Here is a 23,217-nt window from a genome sequence, read left to right on the forward strand (position 1 = left end):
TGGGGCCCCGGCGCGGGGCCGTCACCCCCCCCGCCCCGCCCGGGCCCGCCCGCCCCCCCGCGGGGGGCGGCGCCCCCCCGGGTGGGGGGGGCGGGCCCGGCCCGTCGGCGTACTTCGCGCGCGAGGGCGCGGTCAGCGGCGCGCCACGCCCTCGGCGCGGGCGGCGGCCGCGACGGCGGCGGTGACGGCCGGTGCGACCCGCTCGTCGAACGGCGAGGGGATGACCCGGTCGGCGCTGAGTTCATCGGCGACCACGGCGGCCAGCGCCTCGGCGGCGGCGAGCTTCATGCCCTCGGTGATCCGCGAGGCCCGCACCTGCATGGCACCGGCGAAGATGCCCGGGAAGGCCAGCACGTTGTTGATCTGGTTGGGGAAGTCGCTGCGCCCGGTGGCGACCACGGCCGCGTACTTGTGCGCGACGTCCGGGTGGATCTCCGGGGTGGGGTTGGCCATCGCGAAGATCAGCGAGTCCTTCGCCATCTTCGCCACCGCCTCCTCCGCCACCGTGCCGCCGGAGACACCGATGAAGACATCGGCGCCGTCCAGCGCGTCCTCCAGCGAGCCGGTGAGGCGGCCCTTGTTCGTGAAGCCGGCCACCTCGCGCTTGACGTCCGTGAGGTCGGTGCGGTCGGTGGAGACGACGCCCTTGCGGTCACAGACCGCGACGTCTCCGATGCCCGCCTCGATGAGGATCTTGGCGATGGCGACACCGGCCGCACCGGCGCCCGAGATGACCGCCCGCAGCTGGCCGAGCGAACGGTCCGTGAGCTTGGCGGCATTGCGCAGCGCGGCCAGGGTGACCACGGCGGTGCCGTGCTGGTCGTCGTGGAAGACCGGAATGTCCAGCGCCTCCTGGAGGCGGCGCTCGATCTCGAAGCACCGCGGCGCCGAGATGTCCTCCAGGTTCACGCCGCCGAAGGACGGTGCCATCCGGACGACGGTCTCGATGATCTCGTCGGTGTCGGTGGTGCCGAGCGCGATCGGCACCGCGTCCACGCCACCGAACTGCTTGAAGAGGATGGCCTTGCCCTCCATCACGGGGAGGGAGGCCTCCGGGCCGATGTCGCCCAGGCCGAGCACCGCGGTGCCGTCCGTGACCACGGCGACGACCTGGGACTTCCAGGTGTAGTCGTGCACCAGCTCGGGCTGCTCGGCGATGGCGCTGCACACCTTGGCGACGCCCGGTGTGTAGGCGAGGGACAGGTCGTCCTTGTCCCGGACCGGCACGGTCGCCTGAATGGCCATCTTGCCGCCGCGATGCAGCGCGAAGGCCGGATCGAAGGCGCCGTCGGGCGCACTGCCCGCGTCCGCACCGGAATTGCTGTCGCTGCGAGGATTGACGATCTCCGCTGCCACTTGTCTTACCCCTTTTATTCGTAAATCTGCTGAGGGTGGCCACTCCCTGGTTGAGGGGTGGGCGGGCACCGCGTCCGCGCCCTGCGCAACAGATGCCTGCCGCGCGGGGGGAGGTACGGACGCCGGGCGCGCCGCACACGCGCCCTGAGCCCCGGATGAGGGGTGTAACGCACCTTTCTACCTGACGGGCGCGGGCCCCGACGAGTCAGATTCATTACTCTCGGGTTGAGAGTTCCGACAATAACGGCGAAATGCACAAAAAACCCAGAAGAGCCCTCCTCCCCCTATCCGGATTCCGAGACGCCCGGAGCGGACCCGCCCGTCCCGGGCCGTTCACCGACGGGAAAGCTTCCATGTGACATCTGGCCGCCGCCTCGGCGTCCCCGTCCGTTATCCGATTTTGACCTGAACGGGAGTCCGAATAACGGAGTCCGGATGGCAGGATTCCGTCACCAACCGAGGTCGCGACGCCCGAAGGTGTGCCCCGGCCCTTTTGTCACGTCGGCTTCTCCATCCGCAGGAGGATCAGCATGACCGCAAGCACCACCCGTCGCTCGGCCGCCGGCAGGTCTCGCACAGCCGCGGCCGCCGCGACTGCGGTCGCCGCCTCGCTGCTGTTGCTCAGCGCCTGCGGTGACCAGACGAATGAGGCCATCGCCAAGCGTGAGGCGAAGAAGAGCCGCAACGTCCATGCCCCGCTGTTCAAGACGCTGCCCAAGGACGTCCAGGAAAAGGGCTTCCTCCAGGTCGGCTCGGACATCACCTACAAGCCGGTGGAGTTCCGCTCCAACGGCAAGATCGAGGGCATCGACCCGGATCTCGCGGCGGCGATGAGCAAGGAGCTGGGCATCAAGCTCAACTTCAACAACGCCACCTTCGACACCCTCATGGGCGGCCTGAAGTCCAAGCGCTACGACATCGCGATGTCGGCGATGACGGACACCAAGGAGCGCCAGGAGGGCATCGACAGCAACACCGGCAAGAAGATCGGCACGGGCGTCGACTTCATCGACTACCTCGACGTCGGCGTCTCGCTCTACACCCGGAAGGGCAAGACCAACGGCGTCGACGGCTGGGAAACGCTGTGCGGCAAGAAGATCGCGGTGCAGCGCGGCACGGTCTCGCACGACCTGGCCAAGGACAAGTCGAAGGCCTGTGAGTCCAACGACGCGGAGCCGATCGCGATCGAGGCGTTCGACAACGACTCCGAGGCCCAGACCCGGCTGCGTACCGGCGGCGTGGACGCCGTCTCCAGCGACTACCCGGTCGCGGCGTACGCGGTGAAGGTTTCCGGCCACGGCAAGGACTTCCAGATGGTCGGCGGTGCGCCGCTGAAGGCGGCCCCGTACGGCATCGCGGTCCCCAAGGGCCAGGACCAGCTGCGGGACGCGCTGCAGGCCGCCGTGGAACGCACGATCAAGAACGGCTCGTACGCCAAGGTCCTGGACAAGTGGGACGTCAAGGACGCCGCGGTCAAGAAGGTGCAGCTCAACGGCGGCTGATGAGCCGCCGCACGCCGCCCCGTCCGCTCCGCGCACCTCCCGCCGAATGCTGAAAGGCAACACCCGTGTCAGTTGACGTCGACAAGTCGGCCCAGCCGCCGTCAGATGCTCCGCCGCCCGAGTCCATCAAAGCCATCCCGGTGCGCCATTACGGGCGCTGGGTGGCGGCGATCGTCGTCATCGGGCTGATCGCCGCCCTCGGCCGGGCCTTCGCCACCGCGGACGTCAACTGGGACGCCATCCCCCAGTACATGTTCAACGCGGACATCCTCAAGGGCCTGCGCAACACCCTGCTGATCACCGTGCTCTCGATGATCATCGGCATCGTCGGTGGTGTGATCCTGGCCGTGATGCGCCAGTCCAAGAACCCGGTCACCTCGACGGTCGCCTGGTTCTACGTCTGGTTCTTCCGCGGCACGCCGGTTTATGTCCAGCTGTTCCTCTGGTTCAACCTGGGCCTCGTCTTCCAGTACATCGACATCATGCCGATCTACAAGGACGAGTGGTCGGACTTCATGACCCCGTTCCTGTGCGCGCTGCTGGGCCTGGGCCTCAACGAGGCGGCGTACATGGCGGAGATCTGCCGGGCCGGCCTCAACGCCGTCGACGAGGGCCAGACCGAGGCGGCGCACGCGCTGGGCATGAGCCACGCCAAGACGCTGCGCCGGATCATCGTGCCGCAGGCGATGCGGGTGATCGTGCCGCCGACCGGCAACGAGGTCATCAACATGCTCAAGACCTCCTCCCTGGTCATCGCCGTCCAGTACTACGATTTGCTGCAGGCGGCGCAGAACGTCGGACGCGACTCGGGTGTCGTGGTCGAGATGCTGATCCTCGCGGCCGCCTGGTACCTCATCGCCACCACGGTGCTCAGCATCGGCCAGTACTACCTGGAGCGTTACTACGCCCGCGGCTCCAGCCGCCAGCTTCCGCTCACCCCGCTGCAGCGCGCCAAGTCGAGGCTGTCCGGCGGCTTCAACCGCCCCGGAGGTATGGGATGACCAGCAAGATCACGACGAGCAAGGCCGCCGGCACGAGCGGCGGCCCGATGGTCAAGGCCGAGGGCGTCCACAAGTCCTTCGGCGCGGCCCACATCCTCAAGGGCATCGACCTGGAGGTCGCGCCGCGGGAGGTCTTCTGTCTGATCGGCCCGTCCGGCTCCGGCAAGTCGACGTTCCTGCGCTGCATCAACCACCTGGAGAAGGTCAACGCCGGCCGGCTGTCCGTCGACGGCGAACTGGTCGGCTACCGCGAGCACAACGGCAAGCTCTACGAGCTGCGCGACAGGGAGGTCGCCGCCCGCCGGCGCGACATCGGCATGGTCTTCCAGCGCTTCAACCTCTTCCCGCACATGACCGCGGTGGAGAACATCATGGAGGCGCCGATCCAGGTCAAGGGCGAGAGCAAGGCCGCCGCCCGGGAACGCGCGACCAAGCTCCTGGACCGCGTCGGCCTCGCCGACAAGGCCGGGAACTACCCCTCGCAGCTCTCCGGCGGCCAGCAGCAGCGCGTCGCCATCGCCCGTGCGCTGGCGATGGAGCCGAAGCTGATGCTCTTCGACGAGCCGACCTCGGCCCTCGACCCGGAGCTGGTCGGTGACGTCCTGGACGTCATGAAGGACCTGGCCGCGGACGGTATGACGATGATCGTCGTGACCCATGAGATGGGCTTCGCCCGTGAGGTCGGCGACTCGCTGGTCTTCATGGACGACGGTGTGGTGGTCGAATCCGGCCACCCGCGCGATGTCCTCGGCAACCCGCAGCACGAGCGGACGAAGTCGTTCCTGTCGAAGGTGCTGTAGCGCTCCTGCTGCGGACAGGGTGCCGTACGGGGTGATCCGGCGGGTGCGACAGGCACCGCCGGACGCCCCCGTTCGGTCGCGCGCCGTCATGGCGGAGGATTCCGCCGCGACGGCGCGCTCCTGTCTGCCGGGCGGCCTACTTCAGGCCCAGTACCAGGGCGTCGGTGGGCGAGGCCCACACCGGCCGGGCCTCCGCAAATCCCGAATCGCGCAGCACGGCGGCGTGCCACGCGGCCGACGGGGTGTCGCCGTCCGCATGCTCGCCGTAGATCTCGAAGCGCTCGGCGGTCGGCGCGGCCAGCCGCGGGTCGGCGGCCGCCAGCTGCCACCACTCGGCCCAGTCGACGGCGCCGGACGCCTTCGCCGCATCCATCCGCGCATGCCGGAAGGCCCGCTCGGCGGCGTTGATCCGCGGGGTGCCCTCCTCGGGCATGTGGTCGGCGTTCATGAAGACGCCGCCGTCCCGCACCAGGGTGCCGAGCTGCCCGTACAGCCCGCGCAGATCCTCGGTGTACAGCCAGTGCAGCGCGGTGGCGGTGAGCACCGCGTCGTACGAGTCGTGCGGCAGCTGCGCCGTCCACTGCGGGTCCTTGAGATCGGCCCGTACGAAGCGGACCCGGGGCTCGCCTTCGAAGTACCCTTCCGCGATGGCCAGCAGCGCGGGATCCAGATCGACGCCCACACTCTCGGCCCTGGGGAACCGCTTCAGCAGCCGGTCGGAGATACTGCCCGTGCCGCATGCCAGGTCCAGCACCCGGGGCTCGGGACCCACCAGCGCCTCGACCATGTCCAGCATCACCCGGAACCGCTCCTCGCGGTCGGGGAGGTACCACTCCTGCTGGCGGTCCCAACTGTTCTGCCAGGCTTGCCAATCGGCGCCGACGACGGTCTCGGTCATCGCTTCCCTTCCAGGCCGTAATACCCTCGTAGTGAGGACACCCCTTACTACAAGCACGTATCCGCACCCTAGCCTCCGCCCGTAAGGACTACAAGTGGAACTGGCCTATTACTCGGACTATGCCGTGCGACTGGTCAACACCGAGCAGCCCGAGCGCGGAACCGACACCCTCACCTCGGTCGAGGTCGTACGGGAACTCTTCGGCCACGCCCAGCAGGCCGCCCGGCGCGCGACCGACAGCGACGTCACGCGGCTGCGCACGGTCCGCGCCCGGCTGCGCGCCATCTTCGAGGCCGCCGACTCCGGCGACGAGGTGCTGGCCGTGGACCTGCTCAACGCCCTGATGATGGAGTTTCCCGTCAGCCCGCAGATCTCCGGCCACGAGTTCCGGGACGACAACGGCCGCCCCGACTGGCACATGCACATCGCCGACCACGCCGCCAACGCGACCGCCGGCTTCACCGCGACCGCCTGTATGGGGCTGGCCTTCCACCTCACCGAACTGGGCGTGGACCGGCTGGGCATCTGTGAGGCGCGGCCCTGCCGCAACGTCTACCTGGACACCTCGACCAACCGCTCCCGGCGCTACTGCTCCGACCGCTGCGCCACCCGCGCCAACGTCGCCGCCTACCGCGCCCGCAAACGCCTGGAGAGCGAGCGGGCGGCCCGTACCGGCCGGACCGCCGACACGGCCCAGGACAGCACCCCGGCGACCGACCGCTGAATCCCCCGCGGCGGCCGTACCCGCACCCAGGCACGGGCGATGACCAGTTCGTCCGGGACCACGCCGAATTCCCGGCTGTCGTTCTCGACGAACGGGTTGTCCCCCTGGACCCACCAGCCGCCGTCGCGCCGCTGCACGGCCCGCTTGACGATCAGCAGATCCTGCCGGAACGGATGCCGCAGCACGACCACGTCACCGGGCCGCACCGCCGCGCCGTACCGCACCACCAGCTGGTCGCCGGGCTGCAGCGTCGGCACCATCGACGGGTTGTACACCTCGGCCAGCCCGAAGGCGCGAAGGATTCCGCCCCTCCCGTGCCCCGTATCCGCGTCCGCGCCCCGCTCCGGCTCACGCTCGTGCACCCGCTCCGGCATCCCGTACCTCCCGGTCCAGCCCCGGTCCGACCCGCTCACCGGCCCATCCTCCAACAGTCCCAGCGTGCCACCGGACTTTTGCCCTAAGACCCCCGGCCCGCCCGAGAAAAGCCTTCCCGCACCGAGTAATCTCGCACGTGAGAAGACGATCACGAGGAAGGACTGAACATGCTTTCCCGCCTGTTCGCCCCCAAGGTCAAGGTCAGCGCCCACTGCGACCTGCCCTGCGGCGTGTACGACCCCGCCCAGGCCCGCATCGAGGCCGAGTCTGTCAAGGCCGTCCAGGAGAAGTACCAGGCCAACGAGGACGCGGACTTCCGCACCCGCGCCGTCCTGATCAAGGAGCAGCGCGCCGAGCTGGCCAAGCACCACGTCTCGGTGCTGTGGAGCGACTACTTCAAGCCGCCGCACTTCGAGAAGTACCCGGAGCTGCACCAGCTGATCAACGACACCCTCAAGGCCCTCAGCGCCGCCAAGGGTTCCCACGACCCGGCCACCGGTCAGAAGGCCCTGGACTACATCGCCCAGATCGACAAGATCTTCTGGGAGACCAAGAAGGCCTGATCTTGGCCTGGGCGGCCTGACCTGCACTCTCTCGGGTCGTCCCGCCCACCTGACCGCACCCGGTCCGCATACCGCCGAGCACGGCGGCCATGACGGAGCGGGTGCGGTCTTCTTCTATGGCAGCAGAAGTGTCCCCTCGGGGAACGCCCGGCTCGCTCCCTGAGGAAGCGATGCCTTCCGTTCAGTTTCTGAATGGCGAACGTGATGCCCTCGCTGCCCGTGGTAGCGAGGGCACCAGTCGTCAGGCGGCACGGGCTGTGGGTGACTGCGAGACCCACGTCGTGACCTCTGTCAGGTGCTCGGGCTGCATCCCGAGGTGTGGGTCGGGCTGAACGAGGAGAGTCGCCGTTCCTTTGGCGGTGCGCTCCGCCGCCCAGGTGTGGTCGAGGCTGGTGAAGTCGTCGTCGATCCAGACGGCGGGGGCGTCTGTCAGCCAGACATCAACGTGGTCGCGCTTCCAGAGGTAGCCGTTGGGGTGGCTGGTGGTGATCTGCGAACGCGGCAGGTCGACGTGTGGCAGAGGCGGGAGGCCCAGTAGGGGCCCGATGAGGGTGGCGGCGTCCTGGCGCCAGCTGGTGCACCAGACGGGGGTGACCAGGCCGGTACGGATCACGTCCATGAGCATGGGGCCGTGGGCGGGGTCGAGCCAGACGGTGACCGGGTTGTCGGCGCTCCGGCCAGTGGGGACGACGTCGTGGCGGGCGTGGGTGGCCGGGGGCGAGCCGTCTGCGTCGGGGAAGGGGATGAGGACACCGTCGATGTCGAGGAGCAGGTAGGGCGAGCGCATCGGTTCCTCCGGGGGAAGCCGGGGCGAATGGCTGTCAGAGCCTGCGAGCGCGGATCAGCAAGGTGGTGGGCCAGTGGCCCATGCGGGGGTCGTGGAACTCCTGGGATGCGGTGAGCCAGAAGCCCGCCCGGCTGAGGTGCTTCTCCCAGGAGTCGGTGGCGAACTCCCAGCGAGCGATGGGGAGCCGGGTTCGGTCGGGGAGGGTGACGTGGTCGCGGCGGGGCCGGTCGTCGGCAGCGGGGCTTCGGCCGCCGCGCTGCGGGTGGGGGACGGAGAAAACGAGCACCCTGCCGGGCGTGAGGCGCTGGGCGATGGCCGGGAGAAGGAGTTCGGGGGCGACGAGCCCGACGGCGCCGAAGACGGAGTAGATCGCGTCGAACTGCTCGTCCGAGACGTGCAGGTAGTGCAGGGCATGACCGGCGACGAAGGTGAGGTTGTTCAGCCGCCCGTAGTGGGAACGGGCGCGACGGACCTGGAGGCCGACCAGGTCGACGCCGGTGACGTGGGCACCGTGGCGGGTGGCGAGGTGGGCAGCGTTGTGACCGGGGCCGCAGCCGAGTTCGAGGAGTCGCTTGCCGCGCAGGTCGGGGCCGAGGGCCTCGGCGCCGGGCCCCTGTCCTGGTCTCGTGGTCCACTCCATCCGGGCGGGTACGGCGAGGGGTTCGGCACGTCCGGCGGCGGTGCGCTGAAGGGCGTGGGCGTGCCACGGGGAAGCCTGGGCGAGCACGTCAGATCTCAAAGAGGTGGAGGACATCGCTGAGGTGGCGTCGGACGGCCTTGATGTAGGCGGGGTCGGTTGCCGGGTCGTCGATCCAGCGGATGGCCTGCTCCATGAACCACTCGACGGCCCACATGCGGTGCCAGCCCAGGGCCCAGTTCTCGGCGGTGAGCCCGCTGCGCGGGGCAAGGGCGTCAGGGGTGCCGCCGGCGCTGACGTACTGCTCCAGGAACACGCGCAGGCGCACGGGATGCGGGGGCTCGACGGTGCCGTGCCAGCTGGCGAGGTCGAGCAGGCCGGGACCGGTGAAGGCGCGGGCGAAGTCGAGCAGTCGCCAGCCGTGCTCGCCGATGTGGAGGCTAGTGGGGTGGAACTCGGAGTGCACCCAGCCGAAGGGCTCCATCCTTGCTCCGCCCGAGCGGGTCTCGGCTGCTTGGGCGATCCTGCCGAGCGTGTCCTCGACGTCGTCGGCGTCCTGCCACCGGTCGGCCTTCCGCAGCCGTCCGAGGTGCTCCAGGGCCCGGGCCGGCAGCTTGCTCAGCCGCTCCTGGCCCAGGACGGGCAAGGGAGGAGCCGTGCGGGTGCCGTGCAGGACCACGGCTGCGGCGACGCCGTCCAGGTCGTCGGCCTCGCGCACGGACGGTCCGAGGTCCTCCATGAGCATGCCGAGCCAGCCGTCCAGAACTGCGGAGGCGTGGACCTGGGGGACGGGAACGCCGAGGGTGTGGGCCAGGCGGAGGGCCTGGTCCTCGCTGTCGAAGGGCTTCTTGGCGTACTTGAAGATGGCCGTGGAGCCGTCGGGGAAGGTCACGCGCTCGACTCCGGACATCGACCACACGCGCACCTCCTCCCGTACCGCGGTGGCCTGGCCGGTCACGGTGATCAGGTTGTCGAGGAGTTCGGCGCTGGGGTTCGGGCTCATCGGGGGCTCCGGTCGGTTGGAGGCGTCCGGGGCGGGCAAGTGGGCCGGCCCGCCCCGGAACCTGATCGGGTAGGGGTTACGCGGCGGGGTTCACGCGGTGGGCGTAGACCTGCTCGATCCAGCCCGCCTTGAACGCGGCGAGGTCGTCGCGGAAGTTCGCCATCGAGGCGCCGTAGGGCGCGACGACACCACCGGTCTGGTCCGGTACGGACTGGCAGCCGTGCACCAGGCGTCCACCGAGCGCGGCGTGGGCCTTGATGGACTCGATCCGGCGGTGCTCGTTGAACCAGCCGCCGTGGTAGACCTCGTCGAGCATCCCGCCCATCTCGTCGTCCAGGTCGAAGACGACGGAGGTGGCGGCGGGGAAGAACCAGCACGGGCCGACGTTGGAGATGTGCCCGTCCAGTTCGACCTTGTTGAGCGCCATGAGTGTGGCCGCCTCGCGGAGCATCCGCAGGTGGTCGGCCGTGATCTGCGGGAGTCCGAGGCCGGCGAGGTGCTCGTCGCGGAAGAGGTAGGCGTACACCTCGTACGCGGTGGCCAGGACGCGAGCGGCGTCAGAGGTGGACTCGCCGTGGTTCTTGATGAAGTCGAGCGCGAGCTGCTCGACCGCGCTCTCGGTCGTCTCGTCCACGCCGAGGAGCTGGGACTTGACCAGCTCCCAGTCGGCGGCGAGCCACGTGTTCGACTCGAAGCGGAAGAAGTACTCGGCCGGGTCGATCGTGATGCGTCGGCCGTCGACCTGGATGCCGGGCAGGCGGCTCCAGCGCGGGTCGAACGCTTCGGGCAGCTCGACCTTGATGGCCATGGTGTCGATGGTGGTCACCGTGTCTCCGTCTCTGATCGTCCGGGCCGGGCACAGGAATGCCCGAACCTGGTGTGGGCGTACGGAACTTCGGGGAGCCGCCCGGACCAAGGGGGAGCCTGGATCACGGTCGCGCCGTTTCCGGGCGGCTGCTGATAAGTGAACCGGTGGTCACGCTCAGTGGGTACGGTGGAAGGCAGTTGAAGCGGTATACGCGGTTTACAGCTCCGGAGCGGAGGCGATCGTGGCGGCGCAGAGAGCCCCCAATTCCCGTCTGCGCGACGCCATCGACGCGGTCGACTGCACCTACGAGGCTCTCGCCAGAGATGTGCGACGCATCGCCGCCGAGAACGGCGAGATCCTCCAGACCAACAAGTCGGCCATCTCGCACTGGGTGAACGGCACCCGTTCTCCTTCGGGCCGGGTAGGCCAATACCTTGCCGAAGCACTGTCCCGCCGAGCCGGACGCACGATCACCCAGACCGAGATCGGCCTCCATACCGGCGAGGCCGAGGAACTGGCGGAATCCGACCCCGTCCTCGCCGTCACCGACCTGGGCCGCGCCGACGTCGAGCGCCGCCGCTTCCTCGCCATCGCGGCGTTCACCACCGCCGGCGTCGCCATGCCGCTCGGCTACGACTACGAAGCCACCGCCCGAATGCTCCGCGCCCGCACCGGCACGGCCCTGTTCGGCACAGAGGACGTGGACGTCGTACGCCAGATCACCGCGGCCTTCAGCGCCGCCGACGAGCGCCTTGGCGGCGGCCACGGCCTGACCACGGTGACCGCGTATCTCGCCGACACCGCCGCTCCCATGCTGAAGGGGCGCTTCCCCAGCAACGAATTACGTCGGGCTGCGTTCGGCGCAGTCGCCGAACTCACCTACCTCGCAGGGTGGAAGCACCACGACCTCGGTCAGGAGGGCGCCGCCCAGCGCTACTACCAGGTCGGTTACCGGCTCGCGTGTGAAGCCGACCCGCACGGCCACGCCGCCTGGATGATGCGCGCCCTCGCCCACCAGGCCCTCAGCCTCAAACAGCCCCACCACTGCGTCGACCTCGCCAAAGCCGCGCTCACCCAAGGCGCCGGCCATATCGACGGCCAGACCGAAGCCCTCCTCCACATCACCCACGCCCGCGCCTACGCCGCCGTCGGCGAGAACCCCCTGGCCGCACGCGCCCTGCTCGCAGCGGAGGACGCCCTCCTATGCGACGACGGGCCACAGCCCACCTACTCACGCGTAAGCGGCCCTGCCGCCGGCACCGTGGCCAGCCACACCGCCCGCACACTGACTGACCTCGCCGACCACGTGGGCACCGAGCGGCGGCACCGCGACGCCCTCACCCGCTGGGACCCGACGAAGTACAAACGCGTCCACGCCCTCACCCACGCCGACCTGGGCGACAGCCTTGCCGCCCAGGCCCGCGCCGACGAGGCTGTCGCCGCCTGGACCCAAGCCCTCGTGCTCATGGAAGGCATGACCTCCGACCGCACCCGCAAAGCGATCACCTCGATCCGCTCCACCCTCGCCATCTACCAGCGTCGGAAAGTCCCCGGCGCGGCCGAACTCGCCCGCCACGCAAGGGAAGCACTGACCTAGGCTGCCGACAATCAGCCGACGAAAGGACACCAGCCGTGGCAGACCCGCTCCCGCCCGCGCTCGACTCGATGACCCTGCTCGTCGCCGCCGTCATCGTCCACGACAAAGCCACCAACCGCGTGGTCCTCCTGCAACGCGGCGAGAACGCCAAGTTCGCCCAAGGCATGTGGGACCTCCCGGTCGGCAAGAGTGAACCGGGCGAGCCAATCACGGAAACCGCACTCCGCGAGCTCTACGAGGAGACCGGACTGACCGTGAAACCGCAGGCGCTAAAGGTCGCCCACATCATCCACAGCGCCTACGGAGTCGAATCCCCCAACGGCTTCCTCACCGTCGTCTTCGCGGCCCACGAATGGACCGGCGAACCGGAGAACCGCGAGCCGCGGAAACACGCCCAGGTCCGGTGGGTAGACGCCCACGCCATTCCGGAGGAGTTTGTGGCGACCACAGCAAGCGCCCTTCACCGGTACCTCGCGGGAGGACCGGACGTCTCCCTCGACGGCTGGCGGTAGTGATAGCAGCCGTCTTGCGGTCACCACGCCATCGAAGTCCGTTTTCCACGCTTAGCCACTGGCATCACCAACAGCCCTGCTCCGCAGCACCGCGCACACGGCTAGGACGCCGCGCGGCGGACTCTCGGTTCCTCTGCTCGGCAGGGTTCAATTCCCACCTGACGATCTACTTTTCATATTCGCTCAGGCACGGCATACCAGCGCCGCCACTCACGCCAGGTGCTCGATTGTGACGTCATCCCACTGCTGTGCGAGATATTCCGCGACCAGCCGGCGATGACAATACCGCGCATCGTCCTCACTGCAGAGCAGGACGGCGTTGTCAATCGCTTCCCGCTGAATGATATCGTCAACCTGACGAACCTTCATCAATTCGAGGAATCGTTCCTCGTAGGACGCCCAGCCGACACCCCGCTTCTTGTAGGCATCGAGCATTTCCTTGGTCGGGGCCAGCTCGGTGCAATGGGTGTACTGCGCACCGCAGATCTCACTCAGGAAGTACCTCAGATCATCACGCTTGGCGAAACCGGACAGTTGTGAGACGTTGTTGAGTCGAACATCAATCAGTGCTGTCACTCCAGCTTCGCGCAATAACCCAAAGAACTTTTCGGCGGACTTCTTCGTGAACCCGATGGTGTAAAGTTTCATCTTTCCAGTTTCCCGTCGACGCGAAGCTCCTCATTGACATACGCGATCCGTTGTTCCTGACGGTCAAGAGCTTCTTGGAGGCGCTCAGTCGAGGTCCGGAAAAGATCTTCCTGATCCAGCCCAAAATTAGCCATCAGGCGTCGCATTGCCGAGGCGTGGCCTTCGACGTGCCCGTCGCCATGAATGTGTTCGACAGTGATCCCGTACTCTTCGAGGACTCGCGCGACAAGCACGCAACGATGGCAGTCGAGTGGTTCCTTTTCGGTGCACATGACAGCGATTCACTCGCCCTGCGAACCGTTCCACAGGCGCTTGATGCCACTGGCGAAATCCGAGGTCCGGGAAAGAAGGTCGTACCGCACCCGTCCGTCGACATAGCAGGTGAGGTCTTCGGTGCGCGCGCCCAGTTCCTTTCCCAGGCGCCCCACAGGAAACCTCCCCGCAGGTCACCGCCCCGCCCTGTCACTAGGAGACCAAGAAGGCCTGACCCGGCACAGGCGGACCCGCGGCTGCGCGGGTGGCCCAGCCGATCTGTCCGCACCCGGTCCGCATACCGCCGAGCACGGCGGCAATGACGGAGCGGGTGCGGTCTTCTTTTGTTCTCAGGCGGGCACCGGGACCTCGCCGTAGGCGGCGAAACCGGGTGTCCACCACGCCCGTGCGTCCGTGGTGACCGCGAAGGCCTCGATCCCGGCCAGCGACCGCAGCCACCCGCGAGCGGCGTCCCCCATGGCGAAGGCGGCCGTGGCGAGCGCGTCCACCTCGGTGAGATGGCGGCCGACCAGCGTGACCGACGCAAGGCCCGTCGCCGGCCGGCCGGTGTGCGGGTCGAGGATGTGCGGGCCGCGCTCGGCGGTACCGGACGTCGCGACGGCCAGGTCCCGGCCGGTGACCAGCGTGGTGAGGTCACCGGGACACAGCGGGTGGGCGACGCCGATCTGCCAGGGCCGGCCGGGCGCGGCCTCACCCCGGGTCTGGATGTCGCCGCCGCCGTTGACGCTGTGATGACGGGCGCCCGCGTCGTACAGCAGCTGCGAGGCACGCTCGACCGCCCAGCCCTTGACCACCGCCGACGGGTCGAGGCGGCCACCGGCGGTGGCGGAGAACCAGCCGCTGCTGGAGCGCGCGGCGGCCCGGCACAGCTCAAGGACCTCGGCCACCTCGGGGTCGCACTGTTGCTCCGTCAGCTCGCCGCGGCCCAGGCGGCTGATCTGGCTGCCGGCGCGATAGGTCGAGAAGACCTCGTCCACCCGGTACAGCCAGGCCACGGCGTCGGCCAGGGCCCGGGTGACCGCGCGCGTCGGTGCGCCGCGGATGTCGAAGGAGAACACGGTGCCCATGGCGTGCTCGGCATGGCGCACCGTGCCGGGCTCAGCCACGGGCACGGTCCAGTGCGCTCTGCAGCGAGGAAATATAGCCCTGGCTGGTGAACGTCGCACCGGACACGGCGTCGATCTTCGCGTTCTGCGCGGCCAGCGCCTCCTGGGTGAGCCGGGGTACGGCATCGGCGCTGGGGCCCTCGTCGTGCTCGCCCTTGAGCACGGTGACCGCGGTGAGCCTGCCCTTGACCAGGGTGACCCGCACCTGCACCGGGCCGCGCCGGGTGTCGATGGTGTCCCCGGTGAAGGTCCCCGAAGTCCCGTCGCGCTCCGGGGCGGACGGGGCGCCGCTCGGGGCACCGCTCGGGACGCCGCTCGGTGACGCGCTGGGGGCGAGCCCGGCCGGCGGGGCTGCTGCGGGCGGCGGACTCTGGTGCGGCTTCAGGGCCAGCATCAGGAAGAGACCGGCGACGGTGGCGGTGGTGGCGGCAACGGCTCGTTTCATGGTGCGGTCCTCCTCAGAACGCGAACGACTCGTGGTGGATGCGGCGGCGCGGCACTCCGGCGCCGCGCAGGGCGCTCTTGGCGGCCTCGGTCATCCCGGGCGGCCCGCACAGATAGACGTCGTGGGAGGCCAGGTCCGGGATCAGATCGCCCAGCGCGTCCGCCGTCAGCGGCAGGGAGTTCCCGGCCCCTTCGCCGACCGCGTAGTGCACCTGCGCGCCGCGGGCGGCAGCTATCTCCTCCAGCTCGCCGCGCAGCGCGAGGTCCTCCGTACGCCGGGCGAAGTACACCAGGGTCACCTCGCCGGACAGGGTCTCGAACAGCGGCCGCAGTGGGGTGATCCCGACACCGCCGCCCAGCAGCAGCACCTTCGAACTGCTCCGGCGGGCGGCCGTGAAGGCCCCGTAGGGCCCCTCCGCCCACACCCGCGTACCGGGCCGGAGCCGGGCCACCGCCCGGCTGTGGCCGCCGGCCTCCTTCACGGTGATCCGCAGATGGCGCGGGCCGGCCGGCGCGGAGAGCGAGAACGGGTTGGCGGTCCACCACTGGCCGGGGGCGAGAAAGCGCCAGCGGAAGAACTGGCCGGGCTGCGCCCCCAGTTCCGCCAGCCGCCGGCCCGTGACGTAGACGGACACGACCCCGGGGGCCTCCGGGTGGACCGCGGCGACCCGCAGCCGGTGCCGCAGCGCCCGCCGCAGGGGGGTGAGGAAGCGGTTCCACAGCAGCAGCGCCGCCACTCCGAGGTACAGCGTGTACCAGGCGAGTTGCGCCGGCCGGTCGGACACGAAGTCCTCGCCGTTCGACAGCTGGTGGAAAAACGCCAGGTACACCGCGAGATAGGTGCAGAAGTGCAGAGAGTGCCAGGTCTCATAGCTCATGCGGCGGCGTGCGGCGCGGGCGGACACCACCCCCGCACCGACGAGCAGCAGCAGGCCGATCGTGGCCAGGAGCATGTCCTGGTACTGGAACACCAGGGTCGTCGTCTGGTCGACCACGTTGGTGCGCGAGGTGACCGAGTAACCCCAGATGATCAGCGCGGTGTGGGCGAGGGCGAGGAACACGGTGTACCGCCCGCCCGTCGCGTGCCAGCGGGCGAGCCGGTCGGTGCCCACCACCCGGTCCAGCACCGGCACCCGCGCCATCAGGGCGAGCAGGACCGCGCAGGCATAGCCCGCGAGCAGCCCGGTGATCCGGCCCGCGCCGGTCAGCCAGCCGTCCAGGCCGACGACCGACGGTGTATGACGCCACCACAGGGCGAGCACGGCGACGGCACCGCCGAAGACCACCACCAGGACCCCTTCCGCGGGAACGCGCCGGGGCCACCGGGGCGGCGGTGGCGCGGGTTGTGGGACGGGCCCGCCGGTGCGGGTGTGCGGGACGGTGGTCATGAAGACTCCCCTCGGCGAACGGAACAGGCCACCGGCGGAGTCCTGCGCCGGGCGGCGGCCCCGTCGGTGGGCACACCGTGGCAGCGCAACTTCTGGGTTTCCGCTGAACCGGGAGCCACGGAGCCCTCCGGCGGAGACTCAGAGAGAACTCAGAGCTTGGGGCGGGATACTGCCGGGACCATGGACACGCCCGATGCCCCTTCCGCCGCCCTGCCCGGTTCCGCCGCCCTGCCCGGTCTGCACCGTCCCGACGGCACGCCGGTGCGGGTGCTCGTCGTCGACGACGAACCCGACCTGGCCGGAATCCTCGCCGACGTACTGCGCTCCGAGGGCTGGGAGGTCCGCGTCGCAGGCACCGGGGAGGAGGCGCTCAGCACCGGCCATGACTTCCGGCCCGACGCGGTGGTGCTGGATGTGATGCTCCCCGACATCGACGGGCTCCAGGTCCTGCGGGGGCTGCGCGCCCAGGCGCCGGGGGTGTGCGTGCTGTTCCTGACGGCCCGCGACGCCGTGGAGGACCGTATCGCCGGCATCACCGCGGGCGGCGACGACTACGTCACCAAGCCGTTCAGCCTGGAAGAGGTGCTGGCCCGGCTGCGCGGGCTGCTGCGCCGGGCCGGTATGACCCGGTCCACGGACACCACGAAGCTGCTGGCCTTCGGCGACCTCGTGATGGACGAGGACGCCCGTGAGGTGTCCCGCGGCGGACAGGTGGTGGATCTGACGCCGACCGAGTTCGAGCTGCTGCGTTTTCTGCTGCGCAACCCCCGGCGGGTGCTCAGCAAGGCCCAGATCCTCGACCGGGTGTGGAGCTATGACTTCGGCGGTCAGGCCCATGTGGTCGAGCTCTACATCAGTTATCTGCGCAAGAAGATCGACGCCGGGCATTCCCCGGTGATCCACACGGTGCGCGGGGTCGGCTACGTCCTCAAGTCGGCCCCGCGATGAAGCTCCCCGCCGTCTTCGCCCTGCGCAGCCTCCGGGCACGGCTCACCGTCGGCCTGGTGGCCCTGCTGGCGCTGAGCTGCCTCGCGGTCGGCGTGGCCACCACCGCCGCCCTCGAAGGCTTCCTGGTACGCCGGCTCGATCAGCAGCTGACCACCGTCGGCGGCCACTTCCCGGCGAGCCTGGACCCGGCCAAGGTGTCCGGCCGGAACAGCGGTGGCCCCGACACCCGCGGACAGGCCGCCGGCACCTTCGGCGCCTGTGTGCTGGGGGGAACGGTGACCCAGGCCGCCGTGGTCGGCCAACGGACCGAGACCCCGGTGCCGCTCACCGGCGCCGACCGCCGGGTGCTGGCACAGGTGCCGGCGGACGCCCGCGGCCGCAGCATCCGGCTCTCCACGCTCGCCGAGTACCGGGTGATGGGGGTACGGGGCCCGGCCGGTGATGTGCTGATCACCGGGCTGCCGCTGCAGCCCGTCGCGGACACCGTGAGCCGGCTGCAGCTGGTGGAGGCGGTGGTGTTCGGGGCCGCGCTGCTGGTCACCGGGATCGCGGGCGCGGTATGGGTCCGGCTGTCGCTGCGCCCGCTGCGACGGGTGGCGGCCACGGCCTCGCGGGTGGCTCAACTGCCGCTCGCCGGAGGCGAGGTGGCGATGCCGCCGCGCGTCCCGGACACCGACCCCCGAACCGAGGTGGGCCGGGTCGGCCGCGCGTTCAACCGGATGCTGCAGCACGTCGAGGAGTCGCTCGCCCGCCGGCTCGCCAGCGAACAGCGGCTGCGCCGGTTCGCCGCCGACGCCAGCCATGAGCTGCGGACCCCCGTGGCCACGATCCGTGGGCACGCGGAGCTGGCCCTGCGCAGCCGCGGGCCGGTGCCGGACGAGGTGCGGCACGCCCTCGGCCGGGTCCGCTGCGAATCCGTGCGCATGGGTGAGCTGGTGGACGATCTGCTGCTGCTCGCCCGGCTGGACGCGGGACGCCCGCTGGCGACCGAGCCGGTGGACCTGACCCGTCTGGTCCTCGACGCGGTGAGCGACGCCCACGCCACCGGACCGGAGCACCACTGGGTTCTGCGGCTTCCCGAGGAACCCGTGGTGCTGCGGGGCGACGAACGCGGACTTCAGCAGGTGCTCACCAACCTCCTCGCGAACGCCCGCACCCATACTCCGCCGGGCACCCGGGTGACAGTGGGCCTCACCGAACGGGACCACGAGGTGGAGATCCTGGTCCAGGACGACGGACCCGGCGTTCCGGAGAAGCTGCAGTCCGAGGTCTTCGACCGGTTCGTCCGCACCGACAACGGGCGTTCGAGGAGCGCGGGCGGCACGGGCCTGGGCCTGGCCATCACGCAGGCGGTGGCCACTGCGCACGGCGGGCGCGTCGCCCTGACCAGCCGTCCGGGCCACACCGCGTTCCAGGTGTGGCTCCCCCGTGCCGAGGAACCGTAGCCCCGACGGCGGGCCCGGCTACCCGCGGTGCGCACCGTGGTGGAGGCCGCCGGCCGCCATTCCCCGGACCGGCAGTTCCTCCGTCGGCGCGGTGGGTTCGCCCGTGGTCCCGGCCGCCGCCGCCCGTCCGTAGCGGTTCGCCAGGGGCGCGGAGGTGAGGCCGTGGGCGAGGACGCTGAGCAGTACGGTGCAGGCGATCACCGGGAGTACCGGGCGGGCACCGGCGGGGGTGAGTTCCTCGACCGCGAGCAGGCCGAAGATGATCGAGGCCAGTCCGCGGGGGCCGAACCAGCCGATGAACCACACCGTCCGGGCGTCCAGACCGCTGCCGGCCAGACACAGCGCCACCGGCACCATGCGGATCACCGTCAGGCTCAGGACGGCATAGACCACGGCCTGCCAGGTGACGTGGGCGAACACCGCCGGAAGCAGCACAGCGCCGAAGACCAGCCATACCAGCACGGAGAGCAGCGCCCCGGACTGCTCCACGTACAGCAGCACCCGCGGTGGCGCCCCGTGCGTCGTGCCGAACGCCAGGCCGGCGACGAAGGCGGCGACGAAGCCGTTGCCGCCGATCGCGAGGGCGGAGGTGTAGCCGAGGAGGGAGAGGGCCAGCACGCCCGCGCCGGCGAAGTCCTCGGCCGCCCAGCCGTTGCGGAGCGTGGTGCGCAGCAGCCAGCCGGCGGCCAGCCCGATCACCGCGCCGTACGCCGCACCGACGGCGAGCTGGACCAGGGCATGGCCGGTGGCATCCGGTCCGGCGGTGTGCTCGGCCGCGGACACCCCGGCCAGGGCGAGCACCACCAGCGGTGTGGCGATGCCGTCGTTGAGGCCGCTCTCCACGTTGATGACCCGGCGGATCTTCGCGGGCACCACGGGGTTGACCATCATCGTGGCGCCGAGCGCGGCGTCCGTCGGAGCGAGCGCGGCCCCGACATAGAGGGCGGACCAGCCCGAAACACCGGGCAGGAGGACGGACGCCAGCAGCGCGCCGAGGCCCACGCACAACGGCAGCCCGATCCCCAACAGCCGTACGTAGAGGCCGAGTTCCGGACGCAGGGAGCGGAAGGAGAGCCGCGCGGCATCGGTGAAGAGAACCCAGACCAGGGTGATTTCCGCGAGCACCTTGACCGTCTCGTGCGGGAGGGCGAGGTCGAGGACCCCGGTGCCCTCGCCCAGCAGCAGGCCCAGCAGGACGAAGGCGGCCGGCGCGGTGAGTTCGAAGCGCTCCATCCGCCGCGAGCACAGGCACCACAGGAACAGCAGGAGCAGAACCAGGGAAAGGGTGCCGTCCACAGGGTCTCCAGGCTTCGCCGCGCCGGCGCTCGGGCGTCCCACTCTCGGCCATCACCCCGCTGCCCGGCCGTTCCCGGGAGGCCGGGCCCTCGGCTTTCACACGGTTGGCGGACGGGGCCGCCGCCTCCGGCCCGGTCGTCGGGAGCCCGGCCCCGAAAAAAGTTCCCAGAAAATCTCCCGGCGGTGTCGATCCCGGCGGAGATCGTTCGTCGCGTTAGTAAAGGGGGGTGGATTCGGGCCATTGGTTCCGGCTCCCCCCATGACGACGCCCCCGTGACGACGCCCCCGTGACGACGGACGCACCTATGCCGAGGAGATGGCCATGCGCTTCATGATGCTGCTCAAGATCGACGAGAACACCGTGCCGGCCGGTGGGCCCAGCCCGGAGCTGATGGCGGAGATGGGCAAGCTGCTCGATGAGATGACCAAGGCCGGGGTGCTGCTGGACACCGCGGGGCTCACGCCGACCGCGCAGGGGACCCGGCTGCATCTGTCGGACGGCAAGGTCACCGCGACCGACGGGCCGTTCACCGAGGCCAAGGAGGTCATCGGCGGATACGTCCTCCTCCAGGCCGCGTCGAAGGAGGAGGCGGTCGCGTGGGCGACGCGGTTCCTGCGGATGCACGGGGACGAGTGGACGCTGACCTCCGAGATCCGGCAGCTGGAGGAGCCGCCGGGGGACGCTGCCTGAGACGGCCTTCCCGGGCCCCCGTTTCCGCGGTGCCGGATTGCCGCGGCGGGGCCGGGCGGCGGAGGCCCGGGAGGAGTTCCTGCGCGCCGCCGCACTGACCCGCAACACCCGTGAGCGGGCCCTCCTGGAGGAGCGGGCGGCGGAACAGGGAGAAGACGGGCGGGCGACGTAGCCACGGCGTCCCTGACACCGGCCGTTCCTGCCGTCGTCGCCCTCGCCCTAGCTCTAGCTCTAGCTCTAGCTCTAGCTCTAGCTCTAGCTCTAGCTCTAGCTCTAGCTCCCTACGGGCAGCGGTCCGTCGTGCCGTACCAGCCATGCCCGGTAGGCCTCGCTCGCCCAGGCGATCTCCATGTACGAGGCGGTCAGGTCGGCGAACAGGTCGTCCGCCGGGGCGGCCGGGGTGTCGTCCTGGCGGCAGGCCATGAACAGGCGGACGGCCAGCGGATCGCCGTACAGGGGGCGGATCGCCATACCGTGGCGGGAGCGGGCGGTCGGCTGGCAGGGGGTGACCACCTCGCCGGCCGTGACGAGGTCCACCGTGGTGAGGTAGTCGCCGTGCACGACCCGGGGGTTGATACCGGCCGCGGCCCAGATGCGGCGCAGTCCGGCCCATTCGCCGTCCACGGCCGGGTCGACCATCCACTGGTCGTCGGCGAGGTCCGCCACCCGGATGACCTCCCGGGCGGCCGCGGGGTGGGTGTCCGCCAGGGCGATGAACTGCGGCTCCCTGGCGATGAGTTCGTGTTCGGCCAGGCTGTCGGGGACCCGGAGGGGCGCCCCCTCGACCTCATGGACGAAGGCGGCGTCGAGCTGTCCCGTCGCGACCATGTGCAGCAGGGCGTTGGCGGACACATCGGTTCTTATCGTGGTGTCCGTCTCCGGCAGCCGTACCCGTAGCCGGCGCAGCCAGCCGGCGACGGCGGGGCTGTTGGTGCTGCCGATGTGCAGCCGTGCGCCCTGTTCGCGCTGCGAGGCCGAGGCAACCTCGTCAATAAGTGCCCGCATTTCGGCCACTATCGGCCGGGCCCGGCACAGGACCGAATGCCCCAGCGGTGTGGGCCGGCTGCCGCTCGGTTCACGGAAGAAGAGCTGGCCACCGAGGGCTTTCTCGATGCGGTGGAGCTGGGTGGTCAGGGAAGGCTGGGTCATGCCGAGCTGCCGGGCAGCCTTGCGTACGCTGCCGGTGTCGGCGATGGCGCACAATGCGCGAAGATGCCTTACCTCAAGCTCCACGTCCGGAGCATAACGACGTCGGCATACGTCACACCAGACTCTCAAACCTGTCTGAACTCCGTTTTTTTCGCAGGCTATTGACTGGTGCTATCGCCACCTAACATCTCCGTCTCCCGGGTGAACTCCGTCCAGACTCAACGGCACCAAGAAATCCGCAGGGCCCCGGTCGCCGCCCCACACGGCGACCGTACGGCCCTCGGAAATTAAGGAGCCCCCACATGAGATCTCCCAAGACGGCGCTGTCGGCAGCGCTCGGACTGGGCCTCGTCGCCGCGCTCGCAGCAGCGGCGCCGGTTTCGGCAGCTTCCCCCTCCACCACCAACTCCTCCCACAGCACCGCCGCTTCGATCGCGGCGTACAACGGCTCGGCCGCCGAGAAGGCGGACACCAAGGCGTTCTTCGAGGCCGTGATCAAGTCGGCCAAGGCCAAGATGAAGGCGCACCCGGACGCGGCCTCGGTCACCGTCACCTACGACGCCGGCAAGGCCCCGAAGTTCGCGGACCAGATAGCGCAGAGCACCTCCATCTGGAACGGCGCCGTGCAGAACGTGAAGCTGCAGGAAGGCAGCGGCGGCGACTTCGAGTACCGGGAGGGCGACGACCCGCGCGGCTCGTACGCCAGCACCGACGGTCACGGGAAGGGCTTCGTCTTCCTGGACTACAAGCAGAACCAGGAGTACAACTCCACGCGCGTGACCGCGCACGAGACCGGCCATGTGCTGGGCCTGCCGGACCACTACGAGGGCCCGTGCAGCGAGCTGATGTCCGGCGGCGGCCCCGGCACGTCCTGCCAGAACGCCAACCCGGACGCGAACGAGAGCGCCAAGGTGGACCAGCTCTGGGCCAACGGCCTGGCGGGCATCCGCTTCGGCAAGGCCTCCTGACGCGCCCCACGGACCCGCTGAAGTAACGAAGTTCGGCGGAGGCCCGCGGACCCGGCCCGGCTGACGGTGGCCGGGTCCGCGAACGGCCTGGGGCTGTCGAGTGCCGGAACCTGGCGGCCGGCCCTCGTACCCCACCAGCCCTCGCATCTCTTGCGCCGCCCAAGTGGTGGGGGGGGGGGGGGGGGGCCCCCCCGCGGGGGGGGCCCCCCCCCCCCCCCCCCCCCCCCCCCCCCCCCCCCCCCGCCGCCCCCCCCCCCCCCCCCCCCCCCCCCCCCCCCCCCCCCCCCCCCCCCCCCCC

The 23,217-nt window shown here is 70.2% G+C and carries 27 protein-coding genes; 12 read left to right on the plus strand and 15 right to left on the minus strand.

The annotated features are described in order from the left end of the window. Positions 1-132: 132 nt before the first annotated feature. Positions 133-1,356: an NADP-dependent malic enzyme gene (locus tag AB0C46_RS39615; protein ID WP_362833979.1), complete on the minus strand. Its 1,224-nt coding sequence runs from the start codon at positions 1,354-1,356 to the stop codon at positions 133-135. A gap of 530 nt (positions 1,357-1,886) precedes the next feature. Here AB0C46_RS39615 and AB0C46_RS39620 point away from each other — a divergent pair. The 3 genes from AB0C46_RS39620 (at position 1,887) to AB0C46_RS39630 (ending at position 4,659) form a co-directional block, all read left to right on the plus strand. Beyond that, the gene (locus AB0C46_RS39620) at positions 1,887-2,858 is read left to right on the plus strand and encodes an ABC transporter substrate-binding protein (protein ID WP_362833980.1); all 972 of its coding nucleotides are present in this window, start codon (positions 1,887-1,889) and stop codon (positions 2,856-2,858) included. A 65-nt stretch (positions 2,859-2,923) separates the two neighbouring features. Then, positions 2,924-3,859 (plus strand): amino acid ABC transporter permease, encoded by a 936-nt coding sequence (locus tag AB0C46_RS39625; protein ID WP_362833981.1) that lies wholly within the window; start codon positions 2,924-2,926, stop codon positions 3,857-3,859. A gap of 47 nt (positions 3,860-3,906) precedes the next feature. Beyond that, the gene (locus AB0C46_RS39630) at positions 3,907-4,659 is read left to right on the plus strand and encodes an amino acid ABC transporter ATP-binding protein (RefSeq protein ID WP_362834000.1); all 753 of its coding nucleotides are present in this window, start codon (positions 3,907-3,909) and stop codon (positions 4,657-4,659) included. A 136-nt stretch (positions 4,660-4,795) separates the two neighbouring features. Here AB0C46_RS39630 and AB0C46_RS39635 read toward each other — a convergent pair whose 3' ends face one another. Further along, a complete protein-coding gene (locus AB0C46_RS39635; RefSeq protein WP_362833982.1) occupies positions 4,796-5,557 on the minus strand; it encodes a class I SAM-dependent methyltransferase in 762 nt (253 codons plus the stop codon). Between the two features lie 94 nt (positions 5,558-5,651). Here AB0C46_RS39635 and AB0C46_RS39640 point away from each other — a divergent pair, with 94 nt between their 5' ends. After that, on the plus strand, positions 5,652-6,281 hold the full coding sequence (locus AB0C46_RS39640) for a CGNR zinc finger domain-containing protein (RefSeq protein WP_362833983.1): 630 nt from the start codon (positions 5,652-5,654) through the stop codon (positions 6,279-6,281). Here AB0C46_RS39640 and sodX read toward each other — a convergent pair. Further along, positions 6,185-6,655, minus strand: a complete 471-nt coding sequence (gene sodX / locus AB0C46_RS39645; protein WP_362834001.1) for a nickel-type superoxide dismutase maturation protease — start codon at positions 6,653-6,655, stop codon at positions 6,185-6,187. The two genes, AB0C46_RS39640 and sodX, sit on opposite strands and share 97 nt — an antisense overlap. Positions 6,656-6,823: 168 nt before the next feature. Here sodX and sodN point away from each other — a divergent pair, with 168 nt between their 5' ends. After that, positions 6,824-7,219, plus strand: coding sequence for a superoxide dismutase, Ni (gene sodN, locus AB0C46_RS39650; protein WP_018087486.1), 396 nt, complete (start codon positions 6,824-6,826; stop codon positions 7,217-7,219). 241 nt (positions 7,220-7,460) lie between these two features. Here the strand turns inward: sodN and AB0C46_RS39655 are convergent, their stop codons facing one another. The 4 genes from AB0C46_RS39655 to AB0C46_RS39670 form a co-directional block, all read right to left on the minus strand. Then, a complete protein-coding gene (locus AB0C46_RS39655; protein ID WP_362833984.1) occupies positions 7,461-8,006 on the minus strand; it encodes an HAD domain-containing protein in 546 nt (181 codons plus the stop codon). 34 nt (positions 8,007-8,040) lie between these two features. Then, a complete protein-coding gene (locus AB0C46_RS39660) occupies positions 8,041-8,733 on the minus strand; it encodes a class I SAM-dependent methyltransferase (RefSeq protein WP_362834002.1) in 693 nt (230 codons plus the stop codon). A 1-nt stretch (position 8,734) separates the two neighbouring features. Then, a complete protein-coding gene (locus tag AB0C46_RS39665; RefSeq protein ID WP_362833985.1) occupies positions 8,735-9,646 on the minus strand; it encodes an aminoglycoside phosphotransferase family protein in 912 nt (303 codons plus the stop codon). Between the two features lie 76 nt (positions 9,647-9,722). After that, positions 9,723-10,472, minus strand: coding sequence for a hypothetical protein (locus tag AB0C46_RS39670; protein WP_362833986.1), 750 nt, complete (start codon positions 10,470-10,472; stop codon positions 9,723-9,725). Positions 10,473-10,695: 223 nt separating this feature from the next. Between AB0C46_RS39670 and AB0C46_RS39675 the strand changes: the two genes are divergently transcribed. Both AB0C46_RS39675 and AB0C46_RS39680 read left to right on the plus strand, forming a co-directional pair. Further along, positions 10,696-12,051: a tetratricopeptide repeat protein gene (locus tag AB0C46_RS39675; protein ID WP_362833987.1), complete on the plus strand. Its 1,356-nt coding sequence runs from the start codon at positions 10,696-10,698 to the stop codon at positions 12,049-12,051. A gap of 68 nt (positions 12,052-12,119) precedes the next feature. Then, positions 12,120-12,563 carry an NUDIX domain-containing protein gene (locus AB0C46_RS39680; protein WP_362834003.1) on the plus strand — a complete coding sequence of 148 codons (444 nt, stop codon included), beginning with the start codon at positions 12,120-12,122 and terminating at the stop codon, positions 12,561-12,563. A 210-nt stretch (positions 12,564-12,773) separates the two neighbouring features. Here AB0C46_RS39680 and AB0C46_RS39685 read toward each other — a convergent pair whose 3' ends face one another. The 6 genes from AB0C46_RS39685 to AB0C46_RS39710 all read right to left on the minus strand — a co-directional run bounded on the left by AB0C46_RS39685 (position 12,774) and on the right by AB0C46_RS39710 (position 16,422). Further along, entirely contained in the window at positions 12,774-13,211 is a 438-nt protein-coding gene (locus AB0C46_RS39685; protein WP_362833988.1) for a DUF488 domain-containing protein, read from the minus strand. Then, positions 13,208-13,483, minus strand: a complete 276-nt coding sequence (locus AB0C46_RS39690; protein ID WP_362833989.1) for a hypothetical protein — start codon at positions 13,481-13,483, stop codon at positions 13,208-13,210. The genes AB0C46_RS39685 and AB0C46_RS39690 overlap by 4 nt, the downstream gene beginning before the upstream one ends. 9 nt (positions 13,484-13,492) lie before the next feature. Continuing rightward, positions 13,493-13,639: a hypothetical protein gene (locus AB0C46_RS39695; protein ID WP_362833990.1), complete on the minus strand. Its 147-nt coding sequence runs from the start codon at positions 13,637-13,639 to the stop codon at positions 13,493-13,495. 174 nt (positions 13,640-13,813) lie between these two features. Further along, positions 13,814-14,551, minus strand: coding sequence for an FAD:protein FMN transferase (locus tag AB0C46_RS39700; RefSeq protein WP_362834004.1), 738 nt, complete (start codon positions 14,549-14,551; stop codon positions 13,814-13,816). A gap of 31 nt (positions 14,552-14,582) precedes the next feature. Continuing rightward, the gene (locus AB0C46_RS39705; protein ID WP_362833991.1) at positions 14,583-15,035 is read right to left on the minus strand and encodes an FMN-binding protein; all 453 of its coding nucleotides are present in this window, start codon (positions 15,033-15,035) and stop codon (positions 14,583-14,585) included. Between the two features lie 13 nt (positions 15,036-15,048). After that, complete coding sequence (locus tag AB0C46_RS39710; protein WP_362833992.1) at positions 15,049-16,422, minus strand: ferredoxin reductase family protein; 1,374 nt, start codon at positions 16,420-16,422, stop codon at positions 15,049-15,051. Positions 16,423-16,602: 180 nt separating this feature from the next. Between AB0C46_RS39710 and AB0C46_RS39715 the strand changes: the two genes are divergently transcribed. Then, positions 16,603-17,370, plus strand: a complete 768-nt coding sequence (locus AB0C46_RS39715) for a response regulator transcription factor (protein WP_362833993.1) — start codon at positions 16,603-16,605, stop codon at positions 17,368-17,370. Then, positions 17,367-18,815 (plus strand): HAMP domain-containing sensor histidine kinase, encoded by a 1,449-nt coding sequence (locus AB0C46_RS39720; protein ID WP_362833994.1) that lies wholly within the window; start codon positions 17,367-17,369, stop codon positions 18,813-18,815. The genes AB0C46_RS39715 and AB0C46_RS39720 overlap by 4 nt, the downstream gene beginning before the upstream one ends. An 18-nt stretch (positions 18,816-18,833) precedes the next feature. On the opposite strand, the gene AB0C46_RS39725 is transcribed toward AB0C46_RS39720, so the two are convergent. Continuing rightward, positions 18,834-20,111: a cation:proton antiporter gene (locus AB0C46_RS39725; protein ID WP_362833995.1), complete on the minus strand. Its 1,278-nt coding sequence runs from the start codon at positions 20,109-20,111 to the stop codon at positions 18,834-18,836. Positions 20,112-20,433: 322 nt separating this feature from the next. Between AB0C46_RS39725 and AB0C46_RS39730 the strand changes: the two genes are divergently transcribed. Further along, positions 20,434-20,802: a YciI family protein gene (locus tag AB0C46_RS39730; protein ID WP_362833996.1), complete on the plus strand. Its 369-nt coding sequence runs from the start codon at positions 20,434-20,436 to the stop codon at positions 20,800-20,802. 37 nt (positions 20,803-20,839) lie between these two features. After that, complete coding sequence (locus tag AB0C46_RS39735; RefSeq protein ID WP_362833997.1) at positions 20,840-20,974, plus strand: hypothetical protein; 135 nt, start codon at positions 20,840-20,842, stop codon at positions 20,972-20,974. Between the two features lie 101 nt (positions 20,975-21,075). Here the strand turns inward: AB0C46_RS39735 and AB0C46_RS39740 are convergent, their stop codons facing one another. After that, positions 21,076-22,035: a LysR family transcriptional regulator gene (locus AB0C46_RS39740; RefSeq protein ID WP_362833998.1), complete on the minus strand. Its 960-nt coding sequence runs from the start codon at positions 22,033-22,035 to the stop codon at positions 21,076-21,078. A 218-nt stretch (positions 22,036-22,253) separates the two neighbouring features. Between AB0C46_RS39740 and snpA the strand changes: the two genes are divergently transcribed. Continuing rightward, on the plus strand, positions 22,254-22,919 hold the full coding sequence (gene snpA / locus AB0C46_RS39745; protein ID WP_362833999.1) for a snapalysin: 666 nt from the start codon (positions 22,254-22,256) through the stop codon (positions 22,917-22,919). Positions 22,920-23,217 lie beyond the last annotated feature (298 nt).

This window comes from Streptomyces sp. NPDC048637 (assembly GCF_040650675.1).
Taxonomy (GTDB): Bacteria; Actinomycetota; Actinomycetes; order Streptomycetales; family Streptomycetaceae; genus Streptomyces.